Annotated in this window: 20 protein-coding genes and 3 pseudogenes; 11 read left to right on the top strand and 12 right to left on the bottom strand. The window is 59.3% G+C overall.

Annotated elements, in window-relative coordinates:
- Both ABWI03_RS32680 and ABWI03_RS32675 read right to left on the bottom strand, forming a co-directional pair.
- Positions 1-230: pseudogene (locus ABWI03_RS32680) on the bottom strand (hypothetical protein); the annotation flags it as partial.
- A 196-nt stretch (positions 231-426) separates the two neighbouring features.
- Positions 427-1,458 (bottom strand): bifunctional methionine sulfoxide reductase B/A protein, encoded by a 1,032-nt coding sequence (locus ABWI03_RS32675; protein WP_003943754.1) that lies wholly within the window; start codon positions 1,456-1,458, stop codon positions 427-429.
- A gap of 686 nt (positions 1,459-2,144) precedes the next feature.
- On the opposite strand from ABWI03_RS32675, the gene ABWI03_RS32670 reads away from it, so the two are divergent.
- The 5 genes from ABWI03_RS32670 (at position 2,145) to cysS (ending at position 5,946) form a co-directional block, all read left to right on the top strand.
- On the top strand, positions 2,145-2,612 hold the full coding sequence (locus tag ABWI03_RS32670) for a carboxymuconolactone decarboxylase family protein (RefSeq protein ID WP_003943763.1): 468 nt from the start codon (positions 2,145-2,147) through the stop codon (positions 2,610-2,612).
- A 305-nt stretch (positions 2,613-2,917) separates the two neighbouring features.
- On the top strand, positions 2,918-3,511 hold the full coding sequence (locus tag ABWI03_RS32665) for a molybdopterin-dependent oxidoreductase (protein ID WP_003943768.1): 594 nt from the start codon (positions 2,918-2,920) through the stop codon (positions 3,509-3,511).
- Positions 3,508-4,242: an FAD-binding oxidoreductase gene (locus ABWI03_RS32660; protein WP_003943782.1), complete on the top strand. Its 735-nt coding sequence runs from the start codon at positions 3,508-3,510 to the stop codon at positions 4,240-4,242. The genes ABWI03_RS32665 and ABWI03_RS32660 overlap by 4 nt, the downstream gene beginning before the upstream one ends.
- On the top strand, positions 4,176-4,496 hold the full coding sequence (locus tag ABWI03_RS32655) for a DUF6510 family protein (RefSeq protein WP_352101408.1): 321 nt from the start codon (positions 4,176-4,178) through the stop codon (positions 4,494-4,496). The genes ABWI03_RS32660 and ABWI03_RS32655 overlap by 67 nt, the downstream gene beginning before the upstream one ends.
- A gap of 49 nt (positions 4,497-4,545) precedes the next feature.
- A complete protein-coding gene (cysS, locus tag ABWI03_RS32650; protein ID WP_298782163.1) occupies positions 4,546-5,946 on the top strand; it encodes a cysteine--tRNA ligase in 1,401 nt (466 codons plus the stop codon).
- Between the two features lie 51 nt (positions 5,947-5,997).
- Here the strand turns inward: cysS and ABWI03_RS32645 are convergent, their stop codons facing one another.
- The 4 genes and pseudogenes from ABWI03_RS32645 to ABWI03_RS32630 all read right to left on the bottom strand — a co-directional run bounded on the left by ABWI03_RS32645 (position 5,998) and on the right by ABWI03_RS32630 (position 10,546).
- The gene (locus ABWI03_RS32645; RefSeq protein ID WP_003943764.1) at positions 5,998-6,264 is read right to left on the bottom strand and encodes a hypothetical protein; all 267 of its coding nucleotides are present in this window, start codon (positions 6,262-6,264) and stop codon (positions 5,998-6,000) included.
- Between the two features lie 360 nt (positions 6,265-6,624).
- Positions 6,625-7,436, bottom strand: a pseudogene (locus tag ABWI03_RS32640) (L-histidine N(alpha)-methyltransferase).
- 168 nt (positions 7,437-7,604) lie between these two features.
- Positions 7,605-8,888 carry an ergothioneine biosynthesis protein EgtB gene (gene egtB, locus ABWI03_RS32635; RefSeq protein ID WP_350835200.1) on the bottom strand — a complete coding sequence of 428 codons (1,284 nt, stop codon included), beginning with the start codon at positions 8,886-8,888 and terminating at the stop codon, positions 7,605-7,607.
- 413 nt (positions 8,889-9,301) lie between these two features.
- Entirely contained in the window at positions 9,302-10,546 is a 1,245-nt protein-coding gene (locus tag ABWI03_RS32630) for a thiolase family protein (protein ID WP_003943767.1), read from the bottom strand.
- A gap of 981 nt (positions 10,547-11,527) precedes the next feature.
- Here ABWI03_RS32630 and ABWI03_RS34210 point away from each other — a divergent pair.
- The gene (locus tag ABWI03_RS34210; protein ID WP_003943784.1) at positions 11,528-11,932 is read left to right on the top strand and encodes a hypothetical protein; all 405 of its coding nucleotides are present in this window, start codon (positions 11,528-11,530) and stop codon (positions 11,930-11,932) included.
- A gap of 1,018 nt (positions 11,933-12,950) precedes the next feature.
- Here ABWI03_RS34210 and ABWI03_RS32620 read toward each other — a convergent pair.
- The 4 genes from ABWI03_RS32620 to ABWI03_RS32605 form a co-directional block, all read right to left on the bottom strand.
- Positions 12,951-14,123 (bottom strand): cation:proton antiporter, encoded by a 1,173-nt coding sequence (locus ABWI03_RS32620; RefSeq protein WP_166502234.1) that lies wholly within the window; start codon positions 14,121-14,123, stop codon positions 12,951-12,953.
- Positions 14,124-14,130: 7 nt separating this feature from the next.
- Positions 14,131-14,607: a cation:proton antiporter regulatory subunit gene (locus ABWI03_RS32615; protein ID WP_037131094.1), complete on the bottom strand. Its 477-nt coding sequence runs from the start codon at positions 14,605-14,607 to the stop codon at positions 14,131-14,133.
- A 948-nt stretch (positions 14,608-15,555) separates the two neighbouring features.
- The gene (locus ABWI03_RS32610) at positions 15,556-15,699 is read right to left on the bottom strand and encodes a hypothetical protein (protein ID WP_157770420.1); all 144 of its coding nucleotides are present in this window, start codon (positions 15,697-15,699) and stop codon (positions 15,556-15,558) included.
- A 214-nt stretch (positions 15,700-15,913) separates the two neighbouring features.
- Positions 15,914-16,468 (bottom strand): GNAT family N-acetyltransferase, encoded by a 555-nt coding sequence (locus ABWI03_RS32605; RefSeq protein WP_157770421.1) that lies wholly within the window; start codon positions 16,466-16,468, stop codon positions 15,914-15,916.
- 60 nt (positions 16,469-16,528) lie between these two features.
- On the opposite strand from ABWI03_RS32605, the gene ABWI03_RS32600 reads away from it, so the two are divergent.
- The 3 genes from ABWI03_RS32600 (at position 16,529) to ABWI03_RS32590 (ending at position 18,540) form a co-directional block, all read left to right on the top strand.
- Positions 16,529-16,813, top strand: a complete 285-nt coding sequence (locus tag ABWI03_RS32600) for a DUF2089 family protein (RefSeq protein WP_003943765.1) — start codon at positions 16,529-16,531, stop codon at positions 16,811-16,813.
- 561 nt (positions 16,814-17,374) lie between these two features.
- On the top strand, positions 17,375-17,794 hold the full coding sequence (locus ABWI03_RS32595) for a flavin reductase (protein WP_232508990.1): 420 nt from the start codon (positions 17,375-17,377) through the stop codon (positions 17,792-17,794).
- On the top strand, positions 17,791-18,540 hold the full coding sequence (locus ABWI03_RS32590; protein WP_003943770.1) for a pyrimidine reductase family protein: 750 nt from the start codon (positions 17,791-17,793) through the stop codon (positions 18,538-18,540). The genes ABWI03_RS32595 and ABWI03_RS32590 overlap by 4 nt, the downstream gene beginning before the upstream one ends.
- A gap of 351 nt (positions 18,541-18,891) precedes the next feature.
- On the opposite strand, the gene ABWI03_RS32585 is transcribed toward ABWI03_RS32590, so the two are convergent.
- On the bottom strand, positions 18,892-19,038 hold the full coding sequence (locus ABWI03_RS32585; RefSeq protein ID WP_353799058.1) for a hypothetical protein: 147 nt from the start codon (positions 19,036-19,038) through the stop codon (positions 18,892-18,894).
- 747 nt (positions 19,039-19,785) lie between these two features.
- On the opposite strand from ABWI03_RS32585, the gene ABWI03_RS32580 reads away from it, so the two are divergent.
- Together ABWI03_RS32580 and ABWI03_RS32575 are read left to right on the top strand one after the other, a co-directional pair.
- Complete coding sequence (locus ABWI03_RS32580) at positions 19,786-19,974, top strand: hypothetical protein (protein ID WP_003943787.1); 189 nt, start codon at positions 19,786-19,788, stop codon at positions 19,972-19,974.
- Positions 19,975-20,528: 554 nt separating this feature from the next.
- Positions 20,529-21,035, top strand: coding sequence for a hypothetical protein (locus ABWI03_RS32575; RefSeq protein ID WP_003943781.1), 507 nt, complete (start codon positions 20,529-20,531; stop codon positions 21,033-21,035).
- A 240-nt stretch (positions 21,036-21,275) separates the two neighbouring features.
- Here the strand turns inward: ABWI03_RS32575 and ABWI03_RS32570 are convergent.
- Positions 21,276-21,590: pseudogene (locus ABWI03_RS32570) on the bottom strand (integrase core domain-containing protein); the annotation flags it as partial.
- Positions 21,591-21,674 lie beyond the last annotated feature (84 nt).

Here is a 21,674-nt window from a genome sequence, read left to right as displayed (position 1 = left end):
TTCTCGGGATGAAAGTCTGCGGCCGCGTGAAAGAAGAACGCCGCCAGCCGTTCGACAAATCCTTCGTCGGTGTGTCTGCTGAGATACTGATTGAACCGATTGTGGTTGAGCAGGCCTACGTCGAAAACGAGTGTGGGTACGTCGGATTCGAAGACAGCGGCGGGAACCGCATGACTGCGAAGGAAGATCGCGGCGCCGCCGTACCCCGGCAACCTGAACCCATCACGCATCTGGTGTACTCCCGTCGCAGAGGTGTCCTTGTCACGCCGGGCCATTGCTCGGACGCGTGCTCTTTGCTGGACGGTAGTCGAGGAAGAATTACCGACTGTGAGGCTTCTCGACGAGTAATTAAGGGTTGCTCAGCTGGCCCGGCGACACAACGAATACCGCGGACCTGACAAGTCCGCGGTCTCCGTTGTGGCTGAATTAGCCGCTACGCCTAACGTCCGAAGGGGCACGCTCGGGCAGTATCCAACCATCACGTGGGAAGTGGCATGTGTAACCATTCGGGTATTTCTCCAGGTAATCCTGGTGCTCGGGCTCGGCAGCCCAGAACGAGTCCGCAGGCTCGATCGCGGTGACAGCCTTCCCCGGCCACAAGCCTGAGGCGTTCACGTCGGCAATCGTGTCGCGAGCTATCTGCTCCTGCTCAGGTGTCAACGGAAAAATTGCTGAACGGTAGCTGGAGCCAGTATCGTTGCCTTGTCGATCCAGTGTCGAGGGGTCATGGACCTGGAAGAAAAAGGCCAAGATGTTCCGATAGGTGGTCTGCGCCGGGTCGAAGAGGATCTCGACGGCCTCCGCGTGGCCTGGGTGATTACGGTAAGTCGGGTAGTCGTTCTGCCCACCGGCGTACCCCACGCGACTGGCGAGCACGCCGGGCTGACGGCGGAGCAGATCCTGCATACCCCAGAAGCAGCCGCCGGCTAGAACGGCCGTCTCTATGCCGGAGACGCGTGTGATCGTTCCAGCGTCCTTGATATCGCCTGGCATACTGTGTCTCCCCTCGTGGTCGGTCTCGAACAGTGAACTGAACTCGCCGTACCCCTCCTTGGCAAGCTGTGAGACTGGGACGAAGCGCAGAGCGGCCGAGTTCATGCAGTAACGCTGGCCGCCGGTAGCCTCAGGGCCGTCGCTGAATACGTGCCCGAGATGGCTGTCGGCACCTGAGGAACGCACCTCGGTGCGAGCCCTGCTCAGTTTCTGATCCGTTTTGGTCGTGACGGCCTCATTGTCGATAGGGGCGGTGAAGCTGGGCCATCCTGTCCGGCTGTCGTACTTGTCCGTGGAGGAGAACAACGGCTGACCCGAAACAACGTCGACATAGATGCCGGCCTCATGGTTGTCCCAGTACGGGTTGCCGAACGCAGGCTCGGTGCCGTCCTCCTGTGTTACTCGGCGCTGAATGTCGGTTAGACGGCTCAATGCCTCAGAGGTCTTACGGTAGTCGTTGGTCACTGGACTCCTCTTCTGTGACGTAAGTGGCTACTCCTGCAGGGATCCGTCATAGCTGCCACTTGTTCTAGAACGGTCTTCTGGGTCCAACTATTCCGGATCTGTTCTGAGATGATGCTGTGATCGAGGCGAGTGTCGCGAATGGAAACACATGTTCGCACGACGGTGCAGTGATCATCTGACTTTCCCTAGTGTAGTTAGCATATGGTTTTCCGGCAACGGAGATTCGACAGCGAGTGCGGAGTGCGTCGACATGGTTAACTTAGACCCACGGAGGAGACTTCGACATGGACCTACGAGTCCATACGAGATCTGACCGGCTGGCCCGAACAACCGCGACGGGCCGCAGTCGATAGAACTCCAGAGACGCGGGGACCTTCGACCATGATGGACGATCAGGCAGCCATCCATCTCTCACGACGGGATGATGTGGAGTCCCGCGCAACTTCGTTCGCAGAGCAGGGGCCAGGTGACATTTTTCGCAACTCATGTGCGTAGGCGTACCGCCTGGCCGAAGTCAGGATGGCCGAAACCGCAGACAGGTTGGACATCGCCATTATGGAGGGAAAGTAAGCGACGCCGAGGTATCGAGGTTCGTTCATCGAAGGCATCTCAGTGCGCCGTAGCGATCAACGGCCTGGCCACGAATGATTGGCGTCGTTGTGTCTGAGGTCAGCGCGGAGGGCTGGATGTCAGGGTCCGAAAATGTCCGGTTCGACAACACGCGGTTCGACCCTGACCTCACACCCTTTCACGAGCTGGCCAAAGAAATGGCAGTACAGTTCGGGTACTCGGCTGAATTGTCGGTGGATCGGAAACTGTTGCAACTCCTCCGTTTGCGTGTGGCGCAACTGAACCCATGCTCCTACTGCCTTATTCTGCACACCCGAATTGCGGCAGAGATTGGCATTTCATCTGCACTGGCCGCGCATCTCATCTCCTGGCGTGAGAGCACGATGTTCTCATCTGCACAGAGAGCGGCTCTCGCGTATTGCGAAGGCCTCACATTGTTTCGTCACCAGCAGTTCTCTGCTGTTCACGACGAGTTGCGGCTCCACTTCACGGAACTCGAGGTCGCGGAGATCGCGGCGGTGATCATTAACATGAATGTGTGGACCCGGCTGAAACTTGCTCAAGGAGCTGTCCCGGTCACGTGAGAGCGATTCGATTCAACTACCTCCGAACCAACCGCGCGGGGCGGAGCTTCTTCCCAACCGAAAATTCGGTGCTGCCGAGGGAAGCGTTCACCTCGTCCCGAGGCGAAAATTGCTGTCGGCGAGCGAATCATTGCGACGTGCACGGCGCGGGCGGAGAGGTTCTCTGTAATGTGCACGGTCTCAAGATTCCTCGAAGCCGAAGGCTGGTTTCGCAACGGTTGAATCCGGCCGTTGATAGTGTCCAAGCAACATGCCAGCGAACATCCCAGCGACGAACATCGTAGAAAGGTTGAGGAGCGCACATTATGGGAGTTATCAATAGTGGCTTCGGAGGGCGGCGAGGTTCCAGTAACCCGAATCTGCCTCCGGGGCAGACGCTCGTCGATGACTGGCCGGTGCTCACTGCCGGGCCCACGCCGGCTGTCGAGGAGAACGACTGGAGTTTTACGATCAGGACGGAGGACGGGACCAAGCACCGGTGGAACTGGACAGAGCTTCTGAGTGTCGGCGTCGAGGACATCGTCACTGATATTCACTGCGTCACCCACTGGTCGAAGCTGAGCATGGCGTGGCGTGGGGTGTCATTGGACCGGCTGTTCGAAGACGTCGAGACTAGTCACGACTACGCGATGGTCCGGAGTTTCGGGGGTTACACCACCAACCTTCCTCTCGAAGACCTCCTCGACGGGCAGGCTTGGATAGCCACCGAGGCTCAGGGCTCGCCGCTCTCAGCAGAACATGGAGGGCCGGCACGGTTGCTCGTACCCCACCTTTACTTCTGGAAGAGCGCGAAGTGGGTACGCGGAATGGATATGATGCCATCGGATGATCCGGGCTTCTGGGAACAGAACGGCTACCACCTCCGGGGCGACCCGTGGCGGGAGGAACGTTACCAATGACCAACCCAACCCTGGTCCGCTGGCACGTCGGGCGGGTAATCGGTCGACGCTACGAAGCCGACTCGGCTGTTCGCCTCGAACTCGATGTTCCGACCTGGCCCGGAAACGACGCTGGATCGCACCTCGACCTCCGGCTGACGGCTCCGGATGGTTACCAGGCGTCCCGTTCATACTCGCTCGCATCCTCGGGTGAGTCCACTCGAGTGGTCTTGGTGGTCCATGAGGTACCCGACGGGGAAGTATCGCCTTTCCTGGTGCATCAACTCGCTGAGGGCGACGAAGTGGAGATACAGGGACCACTCGGGCGGTACTTCATCTGGAATCCGGCGGATCCGGATCGATCGCCGGTCCAGCTCATCGCTGGGGGTTCAGGCGTAGTGCCCTTGTTCTCGATGGCTTCGGCGCGAGAAGGCGTTGAGGAAAGCGCAGACTTTCGACTGCTGTATTCGGTCCGGACTCCTCGAGATGTTTTGTTCGCCGATGAATTGGGTGCACTGTCGCGAACGACCGTCGACATCGTGCATACGCGTGAGTCGCCTCCGAGATCGGTTCGTCCGCCCGGCAGATTGACCCGTGACGGGGTCGCAGCGGTTTCCTTCTCAGCGTCGGCATCGCCGCGCACTTACATCTGCGGACCTACCGCGTTCGTCGAGACGATCGTCGAGTGGCTTCTCGAACTCGGTCACGACCCCGCGCGCATCCGCACGGAACGATTCGGAGGCAGCAATTGACTCACGTTGACGGAAATGCACTTGCAGGGACATTCGTAGAGATTCTCGGTATCGAGATCACAGAAGCGATCGGCAGATGCCGCCACTGTGGCAGTGTCTACGGCCTTGCTCGGACACGCGCCTTCATTACGGCCATGGGAGCCGTCATGCGGTGCAAGGACTGTGATGCAGTGCTAGCGGTTATCGTCCAGAACCCGCGAGCGACAGTAGTGAACTTGTCAGGACTGTCTTACATCACTGTTCCTCGACGATGACCGCTCTCCAATCCATGGCCGCAGCGACATCCGCGGAGGACCGTCCAGGATGGTGATCCGCATCTACGACAGCGGTCACCAGGCACTACGGGAGTTCGTCCCGCTGCGCCCAGCCAGGGTTAGCATCTATGTGTGCGGGCCGACCGTCCAATCCGCACCACACATCGGACATCTACGCAGTGCCCTCGTCTATGACCTTTGGCGACGTTGGCTCACCCACCGTGGATACACCGTCACGCTCGTCCGGAACGTCACCGACATCGACGACAAAATCCTCGCTCTCGCTACGGAGTCGGAACCGTGGTGGGCCCGTGCCTACCGCGTCGAGACGGAATTCACTCGCGCCTACACCGCACTGGGTATCCTTCCCCCGACATATGAGCCACGCACCTCCGGCCACATTACGGAGGCGCTGGCGCTGATCGACCGTCTCCTGCGACGCGGGCATGCCTACGTCGCGAGCGATGGATCCGGCGATGTCTACTTCGACGTCAGCAGCTGGCAGACATACGGCACGCTCACTCGCCAGAACCCCGATGCCCTATTGCAATCCGACGACGGACACCGACAGGCCAAGCAGAACCCTCAGGATTTCGCCCTATGGAAGGGAACGAATCCCAGCGAACCGAAATCTGCGCGTTGGCCGTCACCTTGGGGTACCGGCAGGCCGGGATGGCACATCCAGTGCTCGGCGATGTCTCGCCGTTACCTCGGACCTGCCTTCGACATCCACGGAGGTGGCATCGACTTGCGATTCCCCCACCATGAAAATGAACTGGCCCAGTCCACAGCTGCCGGAGACGAATTCGCCAGGTACTGGGTCCATAACGGCCTTGTCGCCATCAGCGGACAGAAGATGGCCAAGTCGCTCGACAACTATCTGTCTGCCGATGAACTCCTTCGACGGGTCGGACCAGCTACGCTGCGCTACTACCTGCTCAGCGCGCACTACCGCAGTGCCTTGGACTATCGGGAAGAAGCGCTCACCTACACTCATGCAACTGTTGCGCGGATCGCGAACTTCCAACACCGTGCACGTACACACCTCGAGGACGCAACAGTTGGTGGCCCAACGCTACCGGGTGCATTCGCGGCGGCACTCGACGACGATCTCAATGTCCTAGCTGCACTCGGCGTCCTTCACGACCATGTGCGCGCCGGCAACATTGCCGTCGACAACGGCGAGACCGCAGCAGCCGCGGCGGCATACCAATCGATAACAGCGATGACCAGCGTGCTTGGGATCGAGACGGAATCATCACCGACGGCGCCACGCGACGGCCAGCACAGCAGCACGGTCACTGCTCTCGTTGAGGTACTCCTCGCGAATCGATCGTGTGCCCGCGGCGAAGGAGATTTTGTCACGGCTGACCGCATCCGCGGCGATCTCGCTCGCAGCGGGATCGTCATCGAGGACCACTCCTCAGGAACCACGTGGACACAGGCATAACTGAAGTTCGTGGAGGCCGGCTACGCTGACAGCCGACTGATTGTGATCGGGTCAAGCGGGCACCCACCCTCGCAAGAAAGCCAGCACCTTGGCTTCCGGCATTTCGCAAGGACGTAGGTGGTCTGCTTCGACCGTGCGATACACATTGGCGCTGATCAGATCGGACCCGCCCAACTCCTCGGCGGAAATGCTGATACTTCGGCCATCGACCCGCGTGGTTCGTGTCAATCCGTACGGACGCCCCGCGTATCTGGCGAGAGTCCAGCCTTCGGGGATTCGCTTGAGCAACGCAGCCAGACTTGCTGAGCTGTGACTCACATTCGAACTACCGAGGCAGGTCGAATTTCCGCGGCGTGTGCTGGGGGACTCCACCAAAGGGCCGTTAGCGGGCGCTTTCTTTGGGTCTCCTGGAATCGACGTGTTCATTGTTTAAAACCCAACTGCTTTGGCCTGGAACGACTCCTCCCCGGCGCCGCGCCTCAGATACCGTCAGGGTTGAGGTAGCTCACGCCGTGCGCCGTTTGTGGTCGGTTTCGGAGTCGACCAGGTCCATATTTCGTTGTGGAACGGGTGCTAGCGAGTCCGAGGCGCCGCGGTGGTCGTAAGGTCAGCACCGACATCGCCCCCTTTGTTGACCCGTAAAAAACTCTCCACACACCCAATGTCAGCGCAATGCCGTCACGCGTCCTTCCTTGCTAAGGCAAGCGCGTAGTCCCCGTCGCTCCACCAGTCAGCAGGGGTCAGACCGGCAAGCACGAATTCCGACTCGATCAACTCGCGGGTGAATTTTGTCGAGACCTCGGTGCGTATCACTTCGTCCTTGGCGAATTCGACGTCTATATCCAGTACACCTAGGTCCACCACGTGTCTTTCTTTAGCCTGCAGTCGCATCTCGATCCAGTGCTCTTCGTCATTCCACGCCGCAACGTTCTGAAACCTGGGTAGCGAGAAGTTAGCTCCAAGTCCCCGGTTGAGAACCCGCAGCACATTGATATTGAACTCGGCGGTGACGCCGCGTCGTCATAAGCCCGTATTGGTCGCTGGGGATCCTTAATCAGGTCGACTCCGATTAGAACCGTGTCTCCGCTATTCGAGTTCTTCGCGAGTTCGGAGAGGAAGGTGTGCCGTTCGGCGGGTCGATAGTTGTCGATCGTACCGCCGAGAAACCCCACAAGTCGTGTCCCATAGTTAGGGATCAGGTCAAGGTGCTGGTCAATGTCGGCCTTGAGGCCATGAATAGTGAGGTCCGGATACTCTTGCTCGAGTTTGCCGACAGCGGCGATTAGGGCGCTGACGCTAACGTCGACCGGCACATAAACTGCTGCTCCGCCGGCAGTTGCAGTCAACGGGTCCAGAAGCGCCGGCGTTTTCTCCGACGAGCCTGAACCGAGTTCGACCAAAGTCGTTGCGCCAGATCTTTGGATAATCTGCTCACCGTATTGGTCGAGTAGAGCGCGCTCCGCTCGCGTCGGGTAGTACTCCGGTTGCACGGTGATGAGATCGAACAGTTCACTGCCGGCTGCGTCGTACAGGTGTTTAGGTTAGCCATTTCGGTTTCGCGGTCAGTCCGTCTCTAGCGTCCGACTTGAGGGTCGAAGACATCGACTCCGGATCGGCGATTCGTTGGATGCGGACACGAGGGCTGGTGTAGTCGGTCACTATGAGTCTCCATTGTCAGCGAGTCGGACGCCGGTAAGGGGCCAGCGAGCGCTCGGAGGAAAGAAATTTCGGTAGGAGGCCCGGGTGTGTCCGGGCGATGTGAACGCCGATCCACCTCGCAGCACCATCTGATTGGACATGAATTTGCCGTTGTACTCCCCGATCGCTCCGGGCGCCGGAGCAAACCCCGGGTACGGCAGATAAGCCGAGCGAGTCCATTGCCAGGCGCTGTCGTAAAGTTGTCTCGACCCTCCCGTCGTGAGTCCCGCGGCTGTCGGATGTAAGGATTTGCCGCCGCTTGAGATGGAGGACTCGAGGCCTTGAAGTGATGCGGCATGCTCCCATTCGGCTTCGGTGGGTAGTCGTTTGTCTGCCCAGGTCGCAAAAGCGTCGGCTTCATAGTGGCTGACGTGCACGACCGGCCGTTCGGGGTCGACGGGATGAGTTCCATGAAGAGAGTGCTCGAGCCAGATCCCGTCTTGTCGGGTCCAGTACAACGGCGCCTGCCATCCCTCCGAGTTGACCCGCGCCCAGCCGTCGGACAACCATAATTCGGAACGACCGTAACCCCCGTCATCGATGAAAGCCATCCACGCGCCGTTAGTAGTTAGACGGTCTGCAAGCCGATACAGCTCTAGGAACTGTCGATGACGAGGTAACTCGCTATCGAAGGCGAATCCCTGTGCGTTGCCGATCTCGATCAGGCCGCCGGTGTAATCAAGCCAGCCGAGGGCGCCGCTCGTCAGCTCGTTCGTCCATACCCCGCCATAAGCGGGGCGCAGGGGATTGAGAGACAGGACATGCTTGATGTCCATCAGCAGCAACTCTTGATGTTGCTGTTCGTGGTGAAGCCCGAGTTTCACGAAGCTGGAAATGTCCCCAATATGGTCCAGATCTGGGGATCGAAGCAGCTCCTGGACTCGCCTATCGACGCACTCGCGGTAGACCCCTACGTCATGTGCCCCGGGTCGAGAGATGACGCCTCGCAGGGGGCGCGAGAATCGAGGTCCAACTTGCTCGTAGTAGCTGTTGAACAAAAACCAGTACCGCTCCTGGTAGGGCTTAAAATTTTTCTCGTGTGCGCTGAGCACGAAGGTTTCGAAAAACCAGGTTACGTGTGCGCGATGCCATTTCGTCGGCGATACGTCTGGCATCGACTGTACGGTTTGATCTTCAGGTGACAGAGGGGCAGCGAGCAGCTCGGTGTAATTGCGGATCCGTTCATAGTGGACACTCAACGCAACCTCTGACCCGGACACCGACTCGGGGGGCACTGCGATCACATCGTGCTCCTTATCGAGATTCCCAACCCACATCGGTGCAGGTCCGGTACAAATTGGCGAAAGCCTATATCGAAACGAGTTAATAACATGCGCGGAATTGATACCATGACGCTGGGTCACTTGCCGACGGTCCGTTGCGCCGCTATAATGTGGCGCCGAATGCGGACAGCTCCATCTGGATGGAACGCCGCGATCAAGCAACTAGCATCTCTCGGGCGGCAGAAGTGTCTCTTTGGCGTGTTTCGCAACGTGCCGAGGCCACATCTCGGATCCGATCGTAAACATCGGTCAGATCACACGCGTCGAGGCCAATTGATTACCTCACCGGATCGAACGGCACACGGGGAAGACGATCATCCGCGTTCCCCGTAAACACTTGCAAGGGGGTCGATAATTCAGCTTCTACGACTAGTTCATCCCGACTCGCGTGCGTTCTCCAGCATCAGGGCGACACCCTGTCCAGATCCGACACACACCCCGACCAGACCATATCGCAAGTTGCGTTCGGCCAACTCCGTAGCCAGGGATAGGACATAGCGGCTTCCTGACGAGCCGAACGGGTGTCCGATTGCCACCGCACCCCCGTTCGGATTCAGTTTGTCGTCGGGAACCTGAAATCCGTCGAGCTGCACCGTTAACTCACGTAGTACCCCGAGGGCTTGCGCGGCGAACGCCTCATGAACTTCCCATACATCGACCTCCTCTGGAGCGACGCCAGCGCGCGACAGCGCGTGTGCCATTGCCCAGGCTGGAGCGATACCCATATAAGCCGGATCCATCGCGTACGTCGCTGATGAGACCACACGCGCAAGTGGCGTCAGTCCGAGTTTGGACGCGGCACGGCGTGAGGCTAGAACGACCGCGCTAGCCCCGTCGGACAGTCCGCTGGAGTTTCCTGCTGTCATCTGCGTCGTATTGGGCTGTGGCCGCAGTGCAGCCAATTTTTCTGCGGTCGTGTCTCCACGGATGAGCTCGTCGGTGTCAAACTGCCGTGCCGGCGTCGTGCGTGTTGCAGCAAGGGATATCGGATGAATTTCTTTGGCAAAGCGCCCGCGGTCACGGGCGGCTGCCGCATGACGATGGGAGCGCAGTGCAAAGGCGTCGATTTCCTCGCGAGTCAACCCATAGCGGTCGGCTACGTTCTGCGCAGTCTCGATCATCGAGATGTAGGCGTTTCGGGTCGCCAGACCTGGATGTGGTGGTCCGCCGGCCCCTGTCCACATGGTGTCCAGCATGATTTGCGGTCCCCGTGGAGCGAAGGCGGCATCTCCCTTCATGAACGCCCAACCCGATCGGGACATCGACTCGGCACCTGCGGCGAGCCCGATATCCATCTCGCCTGAGCGGATTGCGTGCGAGATCGTGACCGCCGCACTCAGAGACGACGCGCAGTAGCGGTTGACAGTAATCGCTGGAACCGAATCCGGAAATCCGGCCGCCAAGGCGGCCCACCGGCCCAGATTTCCCATCCCTTCATGAGCAGGATTCACGCACCCTGCCACGATCTCCTCCACCCGTTCCAGAGGAACCTCGACGCGACTACACGCTGCGGCCATAGTTTGGCCGAGTAGATCGTCGAGACGGATATGCGACAGCGCGCCGCCGTATTTTGCGACGGCAGTTCGTACCCCACCAATGACAAAGGCATCGTTGTCCATGCGTGCACGTTAGCAGGTTGGACCTTTGGGTCCATTCGGAGCGGAAGGGAAACATACGGTGTGTCGTGCGATTGCGCCGGTGTCCTCGGTGCAATCCTTCTCTGTGACTTGTCGGGTGACCGAAATTTGCGGATTCAAACCTACCTTGAGTCCCACCCGAGTAGTTGGACTGAAGAGTCCGTTCGGATGTGCTGGGCCTATAAACGCAGGAAGGGTCGACAAATGCAGGAAGGGTCGACGTGACCGTTGAACTGCAGCAATACGCCGAAGTCGGCCATTCACCGGGCATATCCGGCGCCGCATAACGCAGCAGGATGGCACAGGGTCGGCGTTTGTACCCAGTAATGGAATGAATTATCAACCGGGGCATCTACATCGGCGTCGTTTCCGGCCCGCCTCCATTCCGTCCGCCGACGAGTTCGAAGTGGCACGGGCGGGCGCCAACTCACCGTTCCCATCGTCGTCACCGATCAGTCGCGGTCAAGGAGATTTAGAAGTTGATCAGAGTTCGTACCGGGGTGCGGTCTTCGGCGGGATAGCGTGAATTTGGCATAATTCCTCGTGCAACGGGACAGGACAGCCTATCCCTATCAGAGCCCTCGGACTGCTGGAAGCCGTTCATCATCGTTGTCGTCTTTGAAACCGTTGCCGCAGTGGGGAGTTGAGAAACCGCCGCTCGCGGGTGGAGGTCATGAATGTGCCGTGTCAGCTCGATCGAGCAACAGCACCGCCCTCTCCCCGGAGTCGTTTCGCCACCAGCAACGTCCGGACACAGGGTGGACCGAGCCTTCAGTCCATGTGTACGCTCGGTCGTTCACCTCCGAAAAACAGGTCAGCGATCCGGACTCAACTCGGGCCACTGCGAGCGTGCTTCCGAAGTCTCGCACAGAAATGACTCCGTCCGGCTCCACGACCAGTCGGCGCGCTGGGTCCACAGCGTAGCGATCTACCTCCACCCGAAAGTCGTGCCAGGGAACATCGATGGTCCAGTCGTTCGGCTCGATCCCGTCAGGCATCGAGCACTTCCACGTGTGGGAGAGGGGCCTGCCGGAGAATCCTGAGGGCTTGACAGACGGTAATCGTGTAGTCGACGAAGTAGTCGTGGCGACCGCGTCGCATCGCTTCACGATGTACTGGGTGCGCCAGCCACCGGTTGTGGGATGCTTCGTCGTCGAACTCGACGATTGTGCAATTCTCGCCATCGTCCGCTTGAAAGCGCTTGAAAGAGATAAGCCCTGGTATCTCGTGGGCCGCCGCGATGACGTCCGCACCGAGTTTCCCGTACCCCTCCGCTACGCCCTCTCGAGTCCGCTGACGAAACACGGTCACAATCACATGGCCCCAAGGTTCGTGGTGATGCCGGAGTCTCCAGTGCTCCTTGTGTGATCATGTCACCAGCGTCAAGCGGAACAGATGAAGAGCGAGGACTCACCCGCTCAGGTGACAGGACGAAGACTCACGCCGGACAGATATCTCCCACTAGTTCGTCACTGGCCTCGCAGGTGAGCTGGCCGAAGCTAATCTCCGCCCCTACGTGGTCCCAAGAAATCGATCTCAGATGGAGATCCGTTGCGTCGCATGGCTGGCGACGATCGGCAACCCGGCCCACACAGTGAGGTGCGTACGTTGATCGATCCGCTGGGATTGAGTCCGACGAGCCATCACACTGTTGTCGTGTCAAAGTCGAGTGCGACTGACGATCATTGCCGCGTGAGGCGTCCAGTGGGGTGGAGTGTTGGCAGTTCGAGAGGCGCAGCTGGTCGGTTCCGAACCGAGCAGTTCGTTGGCACATACGAAATCCGTCACCACTGCACACGTCCTCGTGCATGTCTCCATCGGTGGCGTGTTTGAAGCCGGCGCCGCCACCTTCGAGTGCGCGCAGGATGGTGCCTGCGGGACGGGGCCATCATGACTCGCGACGAAACTGTGCACCGCGCCGCAACATCGAGTTGCTTCGATCGCGGCCGAGGTCGTGGAAACTCCTGACAGCAGCAGAAACCGGCGATGGTGGCATCCGTTACGAACGTGAGGAAAATCAGGGGGGATGGTTCGTACCAGTACGGGATGAGGTCATGGCCGTGTCTGTGATCGAGCAATGCGGTCGGGGTTAGGCGCGGCTGATCACGATCCGGTAGTCGGTTCGATCGTCGGGGCTGTGGGCAAAGTGGTCATCGACCTACCCTTGCGGACCCGACTTGCCCCTGCCACGCCCAATTGTGTGAAGGTGCACTTGGAGATTCGCTAAAGAGCTGGTTCAGCGGAACCGAAATTTCCGAGGCGCTGAAAGCATTTGTGAGCGTTTCGGGTAGTTGGCTTGCCCTTCAACAGGTTCAACGTTTGACCGATACCGAGTCGCGGCGGGACGGGCGATTCTGTTCGACATCCGGACAGAATAGGGCCGCAATCAGGACTTCGTACGAACCTTGATGTACAACGAGGCAACCGGTTCGATAACTCTTGCCGCCACTGGACCGATGACCGCCATCAGGAGCACGTAAGCCGTTGCCAATGCCGCCAGTTCGGCGTCGACCGCACCCGCGGACACCGCCAGCCCGGCGATGATGATGGAGAACTCACCGCGGGCGATCAGGGCGGCACCGGCGCGCGCTTGACCCATTCGCGCGACACCCTGACGTCTGGCCGCCCAGGCGCCGGTGATCAGCTTCGTGATCGCGGTGACGACGGCCAGGATCGCAGCCCACCCGAGGACGGGCGGAATGGAACTGGGATCGGTGTTTAGACCGAAGACCACGAAGAACATTGCAGCGAACAGATCTCGAAGGGGCTCGAGTACGCGACTGGCATTGTGCGCCGTCGACCCCGAGATCGCGATCCCGAGGAGGAACGCGCCCACAGCCGCCGACACCTGCATCGCCGAACTGATGCCGGCAACCAGCAGTGCGGCACCGAGCAGCTTGAGCAGGAGCGTCTCACTGTCGGGACTGTCGAGGAGCGCGGAGACGTACCGCCCGTATCGCAGGGCCACAACAAGAACCACGGTGATGACCAACAACGAGATCCCGACCGCTTCGAGCCCGCCCATGAAGCTGACGCCCGCAAGCATCGCGGTCAGAATCGGCAGATACAGCGCCATCGCCAGGTCTTCGAACACCAGAATCGACAGCACGACCGGTGTCTCGCGGTTACCGAGGCGCCCCAGGTCGCTGAGCACCTTGGCGATGATTCCCGAAGACGAGATGTAGGTGACGCCGGCCATGACCGTCGCCCCCACGACGCCCCAGCCGAGCATCAAGCCGACCACCGCGCCAGGGGTGGCGTTGAGGACGATGTCGACGATGCCGGCTACCCGCGAGCGTTTGAGACCGGTGACGAGCTCGGCGGCAGTGTATTCGAGCCCCAAGAGCAGCAAGAGCAGGACGATCCCGATCTCACTTGCCAGATGGGAGAACTCGCCGATGTCTCCGAGTTGGATGAAACCGCCCTGTCCGAAGCACAGGCCGCCGATCAGGTAGAACGGGATCGGCGACATGCCGACGCGAGCAGCGAGTCGTCCGAGCAGTCCGAGCGCGAAGAAGACCGCGCCGAGTTCGATCAGTGCGAGGGTGGTTGTGTCCACGCGCCAGTCAGCCGTTGGCCAAGATTTTTGCCGCTGCGGCCAAACCGTCCGGCGTTCCGACTGCTACGAGAAGGTCTCCCCCGGTGAAGGTGAAGTCGGGGTTCGGGGACGGGCTGACCTGTCCTGCGCGCATGACGGCGACGATGGACACTCCGGTGCGCGTGCGCATGCCGGTGTCCCCGAGGGTCTGTCCGTCGTAGCGAGAACCGTCCTTGATGTAGAGTTGTTTGGTTCGAATGCCCGGAAGGTCACGGTGCTCTTCTTCGAGCTGAGCAACGAGCTGTGGGGCACCCAGGAGATTGCTGAGCGCTGCCGCTTCCTCGGTGGTCAGAGGCAGCGAGGCAGCACACGCGTCAGGGTCGTCTGCCTTGGAAACGATGAGGTCGGTATGACCGTCCCGATGGGTGACGACACCCACGCGACGACCGGAAGACAGAACAAAATCCTTGCGCGTCCCGATCCCCGGTAGTGGGGTGACTTCTATTCATATACCAACGGTATCGCGAGAGGGCGTAATCCGCTGGACGCAGTTCACGACGGGCGAACCAGCGATCCACCGAACAGTTTGGACCTGAAGCCATTCGGCCAGGCAACAGGCAGTCCTGACACTCAAGGTGTTCAGCCTCTAGAACGGGCCGACAGGGTCGAACGTCGCCACCCGGCCCAGACCCGATGCACCGCCGTTGGCGATCGCACAGCAATCGGCATCTCCTGACCGCGCTCCGAAGATGGCCGACCGTCAGCTCATCCCGATTGCCCTGACGGTTGAGCGTCGAAGAATAATGACCTCACGACGAACTCGAAGATGTCTCGGTGTGGGAGTCGTCCGAATGGGCCAGCGCCTGGCTGGCGGCGAATTGGATGCACTTAGAGGCACCTCCATCCAAAATAGCGGGCTCGATAAATCGGGGTGAATGCACCGTCAACGCATCGAAATGGCTCAGCTACATACTTATTCACGGCCGGACGCTAAACTGGCCCACACATTTCGTTCGTCCACGCCGAGATTGAGGCCCAACGCATGAGCCGTCGCATTTTCCGGGAGCCAACCGCCGATCGGATACACCTGACATTGTTTGCGATAGCTATCGCGAGTCATCTGTTGTGGGTGTTGATGATATGGCGACAGGAGCGAAAGCGTAGGCGGTAAGCGTGGGATGATTGCGTCACCGCATGGATTTATGCCGGTTACTGGGCGGGCGCCGGGGCAGTGACGAAGGAAACACTTATGTGCCACTGAGGCGCACCTGTACTGCCGCCCCCGGCCGCCACTTAGACGCCGACAACACGGTCCCACGCATCTCGATGTCGCTCACCGCTGCGTACTCCGGCTAGTAGAGGCAACGCTGAACTACCACAGCGCATTTCATTTCGGTGTGCGCTGCATTTACTGAAGAGAGCATGTCCCTGGTCGCCCGTCGCGTTGCTGCTCCTAATGGGTAACGCCGACTTCAGCACTACAACCGACCACGTCACCGTCGTCGAGGGGCACGCTGGCGCAGTTTCCGTCCGATCCCGAGTAGCGGGAGTCGAACGGAAACTGTCGGTCCGCACCGACGATGCCAGCGGCATCCATGGATTGCCCGAGTTCCTCACATGGCGCATGTCGTACTCGATTGGTTCCGGCACACTCCGGCGATGATCGAGAAGATCGTGTTGATCTCGACTGAGATGTGCACGCCCCACGCACCTACGACGTCGACGGGGCGGGGTAGCCGACGTCGACTGGGGCGCCGAACTACACCTCCGACGTGTTCGGCACTTCAGTAACGCTGATCAGGTACGGCGGATCAGTCACGTAGAAGTCCACCGGATGTCGAATTTGTGAAGTCCTCACCGAGGATGTTGCTCATGCTGAGGTCGAGGAGCGCTTCGGGTTCTTCGCCAAAGCTGTCACCGGTGGGCTCGAAGCCGAGTCTTCGATAGAAACCTTCGGGGCTGCCGAAGCCAAGGCTGTAGCTTGTGTACAGCCGAGTGCGCCCGGAGGCGACGACCCTTCGGGCGATTTCCTGAACGACGCGTCGCCCGAATCCGAAGCTCTGGAAAGGGCTGGCGATCATGAGTCGCCAGAGGAATTCGCCGTGGCATTCGATGCCGTCATCCCAGTCGGAGCCGGTATGAGTCATCACAAAGCCAATCGGGGTTTCCCCTGCGTATACGCCGCGGAACCAGGCCACGTCCGAACAGAAGCCTTCGGCAATCGAGGTTCCATTGTCAGCGACCATCTCCCGCTGAACATCGCTCAGCGTCTCGCTGAGCTCGCAGATATCCTCTACGTTGAGTGCGGTAATCCGACGGTAGGTAAGTTCAGACTTCCGAGTGATAGTTACTTTGGGTGCGGTCATGCCTGATAGCCTAGTGCAACATTATTGAGAAATTGCTTTACTATGTGAAAGTGGTCGAGCATGGCATGGACGGACGAGCTCACGGGAGCAGATCTGACCTTCGTGCGGCTCTTCGTGTTGAAATCGGGCAGTCTCAAGGCGCTCGCCCATGAATATCAGGTCAGCTATCCGACGATCCGAACTCGGCTGGACCGCATTATCGAGAAGGTCCAGGTTTTGGAATCCAACGACGACCATTTCCTCCGTGCTCTACGCGTTCTCGCATCAGACCGGAACCTCCCGGCTGACGCAGTGACCCAGATTGCCGCACTCTATCTGGAGAGCCGACCAATTGAAATCACATGACCGCATTCCATCCGCCGATCCTCGTCGGGGCGGTCCTCGTGCTGAGGGAGAAGCTCTGACTTACCGGCCAGTCGCGGCGTCGCGGGCTTGCTCGTACCGGTCGGGTCTCGTGTGCCGGCGATGTCAGCACGCGACGAGCAACGGACTCGTACATCGCCAGAATCGATGCTCGATATTGGCTTCGCGCCGCAAGCGGACCCGTGGGAACCTGGCCTCCACCTTGAGTATATGTCCGCTGGAGCGACCAGCGGACTCATCCGATCTGCCACTCCGTCTGCGATGGCGTTCAACTTTTCCGTACCGTCATTCGAGCGTTTCCCGAAACAAACCACGATCAGAAACGTGAGCATCGTAGCGACGGCATCTGCCTGCGTCGATGGCCCTCAATGAAGTAGAAGCAGGAAAAATAGCTCAGCTTCCGATGATGTGAAAGCTTGCCGCACATAGAGGATCGGCATGCGACGCTCCGGTGAGAGCGTCAAACAAACTGAGTGAAACAGAGGAGCGACTATGCGGGCCTCGAACGAAAACCCGCCATCAAACAGAGCTTTCGAGGAGATCGTGGGGTTTCTCACTTACCCGATGTGCGTCGCGACGGCTCACGCAGGCAACCAACGTGCCGGCCGCCTCGTCGGGTTCGCACCGCAGATCAGTATCTCGCCGCCATGTTTTCTCGTCGGGCTTTCGAGCAGGAATCGCAGCTGTCTTGTCCCTCGCAGACACGAATACACTGCCCGGTCGTCCGAGAAGTCGACAGGTGACGACATCGACAAGTTCCTCCCCGGTGAATGGAGGCTCGGCTTTTTCGGGCTTCCGATTCTCAAAGGCGCGGCAGCGTGGTTTGTTGGTCGCGTGCTCGACGAAAAGGTGGAGATGGATGATCATGTTGCCGTTCTCCACGAACCCGAAACCAGTCGTGCTCCAGGTGAGATCGTCACCTTCGCCGACGTTCGGGGGCTCGACCCCGGGTATGACGCATGACGGCGCATCAGTGGCGATCGTTGTTTCCATTCGGTGCCCGAGGTCACACCGTTCACGACTTCTATGCCGATGCCCCCGAAGGGGTTCGCGTGAACATGGTCGCCAGCCTCGACGGCGCCGCAGCATTCGGCGGACGGGTACGCCCTATCTCCAATACTGCCGACCATCAGTTATTGAGGTCCCTAAGGGCGTACTGCGACGTGCTCCTCGTCGGTGCCGGCACAATACGCGCGGAACGATATGGGCCGGCGATGCTCGATGCTGAGCTTCGTCGATACCGCCGTGACGAAGGCAGGCAAGCCGCGTTGCCCTCCGTGGCGGTGGTGACGCACAGCGGCAATCTTCCCTGGAACTCCCCGCTGTTCACCGGAGGATCCCGCCCCATCATTGTCACCAGCGCACTGGGAGCGACTCGATGCCAACCCGACGTGCAGTGTCGGGCCGACATCATGGTGGCTGGAGACGTCGACGTTGACCCGATCGCGATGATCCAAGGACTCCGTGATCGAGGACTGAAAAGAGTGCTCTGCGAAGGAGGCCCCGCTCTTCTGTCCACGCTCGTCGCCCACGATCTAGTCGATGACATGTGCTTCACGCTTTCCCCCATACTGGCTGGGCCACAACCGGCCTCTGGACTGGTTTCGGCTCCGGCACTAGCGGTTCCACAGACGTTGCGGCTACGGCACGTACTGCTCGAAGCTGAATACCTGTACATGCGTTATCAACGAATTCGTCCGGCAGGTTGAACGCTGTCAGCAGCGTCTACCTGGTGTACTGCGAGATCGCTGTGAACGAATTCATCGGAGCGAGTGGTTTGCGACAAGTTCTGGTTCGAGGACCGGAGTTGGGCCCACATGGTGCGACGCGCAGAATTTTGGTCTTCCATCGGCCGGTCTGGGGCACTCGAGGACGAAATCGGTTTCTAACGTCGACACGCGCGACTTGGAGAGACCAGCCCGACGTTCGGAATTGCACTCGCAGAATTAGCCTGGGACATTCTCGTCCTACCGCATCCATTCTTCTCCGTGCGTCAACACGGGGTACGGGACGCCCTGACAGATTCCATCACGCACGCCAAATATTGAGGATGGGTACATTCAGAAGGCTGGGATCGAGAGATCAGTTGTTGTTCGCTGCGGGCCTTGAAGAGCGGTGAAGCTCCAGACGATCACGGGTTCACCGAGTTCGACAAGGCGTTGCTGCAAGTCTTCGTCGGTGCATCGAGGGTGCAGTATGGAACGCACGCCGGGCGGAGTAGCGGCGAGTCGAAACCGTGGAGACGCTCACGAAGCAATAGTCGAGACCACCGAAGGGTAAGCGACATAGAGCCGCCCGGCGGGCATTGCCAACTTTTCCGTTTCATGACGAAGCTGCTGGCACCAAGAGGATGTTCAACGATTTCACAGGGTCGGTACCAGCCTTGTATCTCTCTGCATGTGGCCGTCGAAGCGGCATTTCTTCGGGCGGCACCCGGGGCAAAGAACGTCAGCGCCGACAGCCACTATAATAAGAGCTATTCCGCACCGCCTGATCAGCGCAGTCGATCATTTCCGGGCGATGATCGAGCGCAGCACGAAGCGGAACACCACTGCGGTACCCGCCTCCGACCACGACACCGACAACCATCTCGGCAAGCAGAACGCCGACAGTGACACCGAGAACCGTGGCCGACGCGACCGTCAATGCGACATCGGCAGATGCTGGACGATGATCGTTGATCGCAATCCCTCTCACGCTGGCGATGTACTCGCAGAGATCATCACATGCCGGACAAGCGGAAGTCGGACCCGCAATGCGCAATACGGCACGAAACTGGGGCCGCCCGTTCGAGATCGCCAGCTACTACGAGGAGGTCAAACCACGTAAGGGTTCGATATGGAGCCCGCAGTATTCCGGTTTCTCTATGACTGCGCAAAAGTACTTGTACATCAGCGCGGGACGAAGCGAAACAAGGATGGGAGGGAGCGTTCGGGTATTTCACCGGCGCCATCGTGAGCGGTGTCGAACGCCTGGTCAACGAAGTGTCCGCTGTGCTTGACACGCGAGCCTGGCAAGTCGAAACGGCCACCGCCCGACTCGAAGGAACTGCGGAAGAGCCAAGCGAGGACTTCCCCGAAGCGCCGAACTCGGGTCGGTGTACGCCGACCTCTACGACCACCAATGCCAGCGCCGAGAAGTAGAAAAACAGCCCTAAGCGGCTCGCGCGAAGAATTGAGTTGCAATAGTGACTCGAACGCAGACCGCGAGAATTCGGCTGGGTGCTTATGCTCAACTCGAAACTGGTGACTTCGAACAACTCGAATGGGTCGATGACCACGACATTTCCTAATCATGGCGAGAAACCGCAACACAGTTGGAGCTCAGTCGCTTGGCAGCAGTTGTCGAGCTTGCAACGGTTTCCGAGCTTTCGACAAGCAAGAATCAGACAACTTTTATGGCAGCGCCGTAAACACCGGAAATCTCCAACGAGGCCCTATACATTCGAACGTGGCTGAGCAATCTGCGGGCAGGGTTCACCGCGGCTGAGCGGCGTATCTCCCACCCTGACTGATCTGGCGCGACGTTCATTGGCGGAACCGCGACCTTCCGCTTGCCGATCCGTCCGTCGACCACAAGCTCTAACAATGCTCCAACTCCGTGTCCTCGGGGCGTCACGTTGACGTTGCTACGGCGCGCTGCTCCCGAATTATTGCAATACAATGGAATTGACGACTACACGAACGGAGTTACCCCTGTGGCGACCAAGCGCACCCGGATTCATCTCAACCAGCGCATTCGCTGCCTCGACCGATATTTCAACCCAGGCGACATCGCAGACCTCGATACAAAGACCATCCAACTCGTCGAGGCACGGAAACAGTTCGAGATCAATCAAACTGACTCTGATTCCCACACTTACACGCAAAGTGCCAATGCAGTGAGGTTAGCTTTGCTTGCAGCCGGGGACTATAGGTACATCGAAGTCAACGGAACTCCCGTATCCCTACTCAAGCTCACCGGCATCAACCCCTCGTGGATCGGAATCACTTTACTGATGAGTGACGGATCCGAAATTCAGGTAATAAAGACAGCTGTCACGGAACTGCAACGAGCACATGAATTGCGACCTGGTAACGAAATCATGCAGGGAGTGCTGTCATCCGAATCCTACCTCCGCACAGGGCATATGGAGTTCCATCTACCTCACCGCCTTGTCGATGCCCTCGAAGATATTGAGGGCAGTTACACGAAGTCGAAGTAGCAGTTCTCAAACTCAGTCCCGTATGATCGAGGTCCTCGGCGCTCGCACCGCAGGCACGGCGCGGCGGTTACGGCAGCTACTGGCACCGTCGTCGATGGCATTGCATTCGTCGACGGTGAGTCTGCCTCTCCGGCAACATGTTCCGGTTCGCGCGCCTGACGAATATTTCGAGTGCTTGGTTGCTATCCCGATCGAGTACTGCCGGGGGTAAGACTGAATCGCTCCGGCGAGTCGGGAGACTTACTGATTTGAGAACTCCGCGATTCGCGTAGTTCTGTGTTCACCGTAGTGGAACGCCTCGAGTTCGGCCGGTGGAACATCGCTGCAGTGCTCGTAGAGGCGTCGGTGGTTGAACCAGTCCACCCATTCCAAGGTGGCGATTTCCACATGTTCGACTGTTCGCCATGGCCCGCGGGGTTTGATCAACTCGGTTTTGTAGAGACCGTTGATCGTTTCGGCGAGAGCGTTGTCGTAGCTCGACCCGGTGGCCCCGATCGAGGTATCGATACCAGCCTCAATGAGTCTGTCGGTGAACGTAATTGACGTGTATTGATTGGGCTCAATCGGTGGACGCAACATTCGAGGTCAGGAGGGTGTTGTGGGTCGTCCATCGGATTGGGTGCGGGAAGTAACGGGCAG

The organism is Rhodococcus baikonurensis (assembly GCF_040489275.1).
In the GTDB taxonomy this organism is placed as follows: domain Bacteria; phylum Actinomycetota; class Actinomycetes; order Mycobacteriales; family Mycobacteriaceae; genus Rhodococcus_F; species Rhodococcus_F baikonurensis.
The sequence above is the reverse complement of the archived record's forward strand: the minus strand, read 5'-3'. Positions and strand labels throughout refer to the sequence as shown.